The 6,679-nt window shown below is 67.3% G+C and carries 6 protein-coding genes; all 6 read left to right on the forward strand.

What is annotated here, in order from left to right; translation table 11 throughout:
* Nucleotides 1–811 precede the first annotated feature (811 nt).
* The 6 genes from N4G66_RS38400 (at nucleotide 812) to N4G66_RS38425 (ending at nucleotide 6,503) form a co-directional block, all read left to right on the forward strand.
* Entirely contained in the window at nucleotides 812–2,083 is a 1,272-nt protein-coding gene (locus N4G66_RS38400; protein ID WP_261708924.1) for an ABC transporter substrate-binding protein, read from the forward strand.
* A complete protein-coding gene (locus tag N4G66_RS38405) occupies nucleotides 2,080–3,021 on the forward strand; it encodes a carbohydrate ABC transporter permease (RefSeq protein ID WP_315903741.1) in 942 nt (313 codons plus the stop codon). The genes N4G66_RS38400 and N4G66_RS38405 overlap by 4 nt, the downstream gene beginning before the upstream one ends.
* Nucleotides 3,021–3,854: a carbohydrate ABC transporter permease gene (locus N4G66_RS38410; protein ID WP_261708925.1), complete on the forward strand. Its 834-nt coding sequence runs from the start codon at nucleotides 3,021–3,023 to the stop codon at nucleotides 3,852–3,854. Before N4G66_RS38405 ends, N4G66_RS38410 begins: the two co-directional genes overlap by 1 nt.
* Nucleotides 3,855–3,892: 38 nt before the next feature.
* Nucleotides 3,893–5,089: an ABC transporter ATP-binding protein gene (locus N4G66_RS38415; protein ID WP_261708926.1), complete on the forward strand. Its 1,197-nt coding sequence runs from the start codon at nucleotides 3,893–3,895 to the stop codon at nucleotides 5,087–5,089.
* Between the two features lie 118 nt (nucleotides 5,090–5,207).
* Nucleotides 5,208–5,567, forward strand: a complete 360-nt coding sequence (locus N4G66_RS38420) for a DUF4190 domain-containing protein (protein ID WP_261708927.1) — start codon at nucleotides 5,208–5,210, stop codon at nucleotides 5,565–5,567.
* A 108-nt stretch (nucleotides 5,568–5,675) separates the two neighbouring features.
* A complete protein-coding gene (locus tag N4G66_RS38425) occupies nucleotides 5,676–6,503 on the forward strand; it encodes a class I SAM-dependent methyltransferase (RefSeq protein ID WP_261708928.1) in 828 nt (275 codons plus the stop codon).
* Nucleotides 6,504–6,679: the final 176 nt, after the last annotated feature.

A 6,679-nucleotide genomic window follows, 5' to 3' on the forward strand; every position in this document is an offset into this window, starting at 1 on the left:
CGCATCGGACAACGGTCGCCCGTTGCGACGCGCCGTCCGGATACAGACCCCGAGGCAGTAGCCGGCAGGTCGGCTTGGAGATCGGCGGCTTTCACACGGGTCAAGGCGAGACGGTGCTGACCGGCTCTCGGCTACCACCTGCACCGGCCCTACGGCGAGCTGATGGACCCCGTGGCTGGACATCGTCGCCCACGCCGTCGGTCACAAGGTGCACGAAGAGCAACTCCTGCGGGACACCGTGATCGGCGTGTACAACGTTTTCGAGTTCACGGACGAAGGGCGCACAGCGCCGTGCCATCGGTGCGGACGGGAATTCACGGCCAGCAGCTACTGGACACACAACTACCTGTACGCCTGACTCGGCCCTCCAACGCAGCGAACCGGCAGTACCTTTCCGGAGCCTGGGAAGTCCCGGACGGTGAAGTCGCGTCCGACTCGATCGTGAGCGTCGATCCGCGGTCGCTCGGCCAGTGGCCCAGGACGTCCGCCGCCGTCACATGCGGAGGCGCCTTCGCGGCACCACCGCCGACGCCGCCCATGCATCGTGGTCTCCCGCCCACCCGCGCTACGAAGCCGCGAGGCGCCCGCCATCAGGCCTTGCGAGCCGGCCCCGCGGCGGGTGGTTCCGTGCTCAGAGGGAGTCTCTGTCCGGCGTCCGGCGTCTGGCATGTGCGGTGTTCCGTGCGGCCGATCGGATGACTCGTTGGTGAGGCGTGCACGGTGAATCCGGATGCGGGCCTAGCCTTTCGCGGGTCCGGACTTCCCTCCGCTCTGTCCGGATCTGCCGTACTGGTCCGAAAGGAGTGTGGGGGTGGCGCTTTTGTCCGGCATCCATGGCCTCCTGCGGGCTCAGCTCGCTCTGTGCCTGTCGGCAGCTGTGCTGGCCGGCTGCGGGAGCGGAGGCGGTGGACCGGTGACGCTCAACTGGTACAACTTCCCCGATGATTCCGGAGCGTTGGCCAGTGCGGCAAGCGCCTGTTCCAAGCAGTCCGGCGGGCGCTACCGGATCAGTTACAACAAACTGCCGCGCACCGCGGACGGGCAGCGCCAGCAGTTGGTGCGCCGGCTGGCCGCCAAGGACGACACGGTCGACATCATCGGGCTGGACGTCACCTGGCCCGCCGAGTTCGCGGAAGCCAAATGGATCATGCCGTGGACAGGGCACAACCGCACCGCGGCCACCCGGGACACCCTGGAGGTCCCGCTGCAGACGGCCACGTGGAAGGGCCGGTTGTACGCCGTCCCGTACAACACGAACACCCAACTGCTCTGGTATCGCAAGGACCTGGTCCCCACGCCGCCCAAAACCTGGGCCGAGATGATCGGGATGGCCGGCCGTCTGGCGAAGCAGGGCAAGCCGCACTACGTGGAGATCCAGGGCGCGCAGTACGAGGGACTCACGGTCTGGTTCAACACGCTGGTCGAGAGCGCCGGCGGCTCCATCCTGAACGCGACCGCCACGGCTCCCAAGTTGGGCCCACCCGCCGTGCGCGCGGCCTCCGTCATGAAGACCCTGGCCACCTCGGCCGCAGCCGACCCGTCCCTGTCCAATCAGATGGAGGACCAGAACCGGCTGGCCATGGAGTCCGGCAGCGCGGCCTTCGAGATCAACTACCCCTTCGTGTATCCCTCGATGAAGGCCAACAACCCCTCGCTCTTCAAGCAGTTCCGATGGGCCCCCTACCCGGCGGTCGACAAGGACCGGCCGGCCAAGCCCACCATCGGCGGCATCGACCTGGCCATCGGCGCCTACTCCCGTCACTCCGCGTTCGCCTTCGAGGCAGCGCTGTGCCTGCGGAACCGACAGAACCAGTTGACCGCCGCGCTCGAGGGCGGGCTCCCGCCCACGCTCCGCCCCCTCTACTCGGACCCCTCGCTGGTCAAGAACTACCCCTTCGCCTCCACCGTTCTGACGGCCCTGGAAAACGCCAGCATCCGGCCCAAGACCCCCGCCTACCAGAACGTGTCCATCGCGATCTCGCACACCCTGTCGCCACCGAACGGGATCGAACCGAGACCGGATGTGCAGAAGATCGGCGACCAGATCAAGGACGCCCTCAACTCAAAGGGGCTGATCCCGTGACCGCATCGGCTCCGACCGCCTCTCAGGACACACCGCCGCCCAAAGACGACCGCGCTCTGTCCGAAGGGGCCCGGCAGGAGCGCCGGTTGGGCTGGCTGTTGTGCGCACCCGCCGTGATCGTCATGCTCGCCGTCACCGCCTACCCCATCGTCTACGCGGTCTACCTGTCACTCCAGCGATACGACCTGCGCTTCCCGCAACAAGCGGAGTTCGTCGGCCTCAGCAACTACGGCGCCGTGCTGTCCTCCGAGTTCTGGTGGCAGGCTCTGTGGGTGACGGTGTTCATCACCGTGGTCTCCGTGGTCGTGGAACTCGTCCTCGGCTTCGCCCTGGCGCTCGTGATGCACCGCACCATCTTCGGCCGTGGGACGGTTCGCACGGCCATCCTGATCCCGTACGGCATCGTCACCGTGGTCGCCGCCTACTCCTGGCAGTACGCCTGGACCCCGGAAACCGGCTACCTGGCCGATCTCCTGCCCTCCGGTGACGCTCCCCTCACCGAACAGTGGCCGGCCATCGGTCTGATCATCCTGGCCGAGGTGTGGAAGACCACGCCCTTCATGGCCCTGCTGCTGCTCGCCGGCCTCGCCCTGGTACCGGAGGAGACGCTGCGCGCGGCCCAGGTGGACGGCGCCGGAGCCTGGCAGCGCTTCTTCCTGGTAACCGTCCCCCTGATGAAGCCGGCCATCCTGGTCGCCCTGCTCTTCCGGACCCTGGACGCCTTCCGGATCTTCGACAACATCTACATCCTCACGTCCGGCGCGCACAACACCGGATCGGTGTCCATCCTCGGCTACGACAACCTCTTCACCGCGCTCAACCTCGGCATCGGCTCGGCCATCTCCGTACTCATCTTCCTGTGCGTGGCGTTGATCGCCTTCGCCTTCATCAAACTCTTCGGGGCGGCCGCCCCCGGCTCTCAGGAAGGGGGACGCTGATGTCCGCCGCCGGACGACGACGGATGACGGGGTGGGCCCTGGTCAACATCATCGTGATCGTCTATGCCCTGTTCCCGGTCTGCTGGATCATCTCTCTGTCCTTCAAGGACCCCAGCACCCTCACCGACGGCAGCTTCATCCCGACCGAGTGGACCTGGGAGAACTACCACGGGATCTTCCAGACCTCCGAGTTCACCCGCGCGCTGATCAATTCCATCGGCATCGCGCTCATCTCCACGGTGATCGCGGTGGTGCTGGGCACGATGGCTGCCTACGCCGTCGCCCGGCTCCGGTTTCCCGGCAAGAGCCTGCTGATCGGCATGTCGCTGCTGATCGCCATGTTCCCGCCCATCTCGCTGGTCTCGCCGCTGTTCAACATCGAGCGGATCATCGGCATTTTCGACACGTGGATCGGTTTGATCATCCCGTACATGACCTTCTCCCTGCCGCTCGCCATCTACACCCTGTCGGCCTTCTTCCGGGAAATTCCCTGGGACTTGGAGAAGGCGGCCAAGGTGGACGGTGCCACCCCGGCACAGGCGTTCCGGCTGGTGATCGCTCCGCTCGCGGCGCCGGGCGTGTTCACCACCGCGATCCTGGTGTTCATCTTCTGCTGGAACGACTTCCTCTTCGCGATCTCGCTGACCTCGACCTCGGCGGCCCGGACCGTGCCGGCGGCCCTCGCCTTCTTCACCGGAAGCAGTCAGTTCGCCCAGCCCACCGGTTCGATCGCCGCCGCCGCCGTGGTGATCACCATCCCCATCATCATCTTCGTGCTGCTCTTCCAGCGGCGCATCGTGGCCGGGCTCACCTCCGGAGCCGTCAAGGGCTGACCGGCGGCAGCCGTTCGTCAGGACAAGAAGGACCGACCGTGGCAGAGATCGTTCTCGAAGGCATCACCAAGCGCTACCCCGATGGTGCGGTGGCGGTGAAGGACGTCAACCTCAGTGTCGGGGACGGCGAGTTCGTCATCCTCGTCGGTCCCTCCGGCTGCGGTAAGTCCACCACCCTCAACATGATCGCCGGGCTGGAGGACATCACCGAGGGCACCCTCCTGATCGACGGACAGGTCGTCAACGACAAGACCCCGAAGGACCGTGACATTGCCATGGTCTTCCAGAGCTATGCCCTGTACCCGCACATGAGCGTGCGCGACAACATGGGTTTCGCGCTCCGGCTGGCCAAGGTGGACAAGGCGACCATCCGCGAAAAGGTCGAAGAGGCCGCCCGCATCCTCGACCTGACGGAACATCTGGACCGCAAGCCCGCCAACCTCTCCGGCGGTCAGCGCCAACGGGTGGCAATGGGCCGGGCCATCGTGCGCGACCCGAAGGCGTTCTTGATGGACGAGCCGCTTTCCAACCTGGACGCCAAGCTCCGTGTCCAGATGCGCACCCAGATCTCCCGCCTCCAGCAACGCCTGGGCAGCACCACGGTCTACGTCACCCACGACCAGACCGAAGCCATGACACTGGGCGACCGGGTGGTGGTGATGCGCGGCGGAGTCGTGCAGCAGATCGGGACCCCGCAGCGCCTCTACGAACAACCGAAGAACCTCTTCGTCGCCGGGTTCATCGGTTCGCCCGCGATGAACTTCCTGCACGCCACCGCGGAGGACAACCGCCTGCGCACGTCGGTGGGCGCCCTCGACCTCAGCGACCGGCTGCGCCGCAGCCTCGAACGGCACGACGCCCCCAGGGACCTGATCGTGGGGCTGCGCCCGGAGGCCTTCGAGGACGCCGCCCTGGTGGACCGGGGCAGGATCGGATCGGGTACGACCTTCAGCGTGGACATCGACGTGGTCGAATCCCTGGGATCCGATGTCTACGCCTACTTCACCGAGGACGAGTGGCAGCCCACCGCCACCTCCGAACTCGCCGAGCTCGCGGCCGACTCGGGGGTGACCGACACCGGCGCGGGCGGACACCAGATCGTGACCCGCCTCAACGCCTCCACGCAGGTCCGCGAAGGCAGCCGAGCCGAACTCTGGGTGGACACCGCCAAGATGCACGTCTTCGACCCGGTCTCCGGGACCAACCTGACACTGTCCGACGAGCCTGCCGACTGACTCTTTGGACGGTCTGATGCGACTCCGGGCTTCCCCAGGCTTGCAGAGATACGCGCATGTCACCCGGGTAGGCCGTTCTCGTAGAGTGGCTCGCCGGTACCAGCGGGGGGAAGCAAGCGTGACGGAAGTTGCTCAGGACACCGGTGCGGCGGGCGCCAGTCGCAACACACCTGCCCGGATCAGCGTCTGGGCCGCCTTCCTGGGCGCCGGTCTGATCGCGGGCATCTTCCTGACGCCGATGTTCTGGCTGCTGTACGGCGGGGTGTACACGTTCCTGGTATTCGCGTTCGGTGTTGTCGCGATCCCCGCCGGACACCTCGGCCGCCGCCGGGGCAAGCGCCTGGGCGGCCGCGACCGCGGCGTTGCTCTGCTCGGTATCGTGACCGGCTGGATCCTCATCTTCTTCAGTCTGCTGCTGGTCCTGGCGTACGCGGGGCTACTGGCCGGTCTGGCGTTCCTCGCCGACTCCGCTTCCTGAGCGGGGCGGTGACCGCCCGACTGATGTGCCGACGGCGACGGCAGCGCGTCAGCGGCTGCCGGAAATCCATTGGCGTCTCCGAGCACGAGCCTCATAGGTTGTGCGCTCGTGACGGATGACCCGATGATGCGCCCGAACCCGCGCGACCTCGGCCGGGTGTTCAACGAGGTGCCGGAGCTCTACGACCGGGTCCGGCCCGGGTATCCCGACGACCTGTTCGCGGACCTGGTCGCCGTCACCGGCATGGACGACAGGTCGTCGGTGCTGGAGGTGGGCTGCGGTACCGGTCAGGCGACTCGCTCACTGGCGGCGCTCGGATGCTCGGTGACCGCCATCGAGCCGGGCGCGGACATGGCCGCACTCGCTCGTCGGCGGATCGCCACCTTCCGCAACGTCGAAGTCGAGACGTCGACGCTTGAGGAGTGGGACGACCGCGGTCGACGCTTCGATGTACTCGTGGCCGCGTCGTCGTGGCACTGGGCCGACCCGTCGATCGGCTGGCGGCGAGCGCACGACCTGCTCCGTCCAGGAGGTTGGACGGCACTGCTGGGCAACGTCGTTGTCCGCCGCCCGGGTGAGCCGGAGGTGTACGCCGAGACCGCCGATCTCCACGAGCGGTTCTGCCCCGGGAACACCGGCTGGGGTCATCCTCCGCTGGAGGACGACGTTCGCGCCACTGACGAGGGTTGGGGCCTGGTCGACGATCCCGGCGGGTTGTTCGGCCCAACCATCGTGCGCTGGTACCCGACCGTCCAGTGGTTCGACGGGAACGGCTTCGCCGATCTCCTTCGCTCGACGTCGCTGTACCTGAGGCTCGCCCGCGACGTCCGCGAGCCCCTGCTCGACGCCATCGCCGAGCGCATCCGCACGCGGATGGACGACCGAGCGCCACGCCGCTATCTGAGCGTCCTCCGTGCCGGACAGCGCACCGAGTGAGGCCCGGGTCCGAGCGCTGAACTACCGGCCGCAGCCTGTGGGCTTGCGGATGTGAGGCCTCGTAGGCTCCTTCTGCTGCGTCACCGGGCAGCAGCCGGAGGTGGGTGAAGACGCGCAACTCCCTCGCGCGTGGCTCGGGATGCTGCGAGGCATGCACGAGGGTGCCTGCCGTCGCG

The organism is Streptomyces rhizosphaerihabitans, from assembly GCF_025399795.1.
In the GTDB taxonomy this organism is placed as follows: Bacteria; Actinomycetota; Actinomycetes; order Streptomycetales; family Streptomycetaceae; genus Streptomyces; species Streptomyces rhizosphaerihabitans.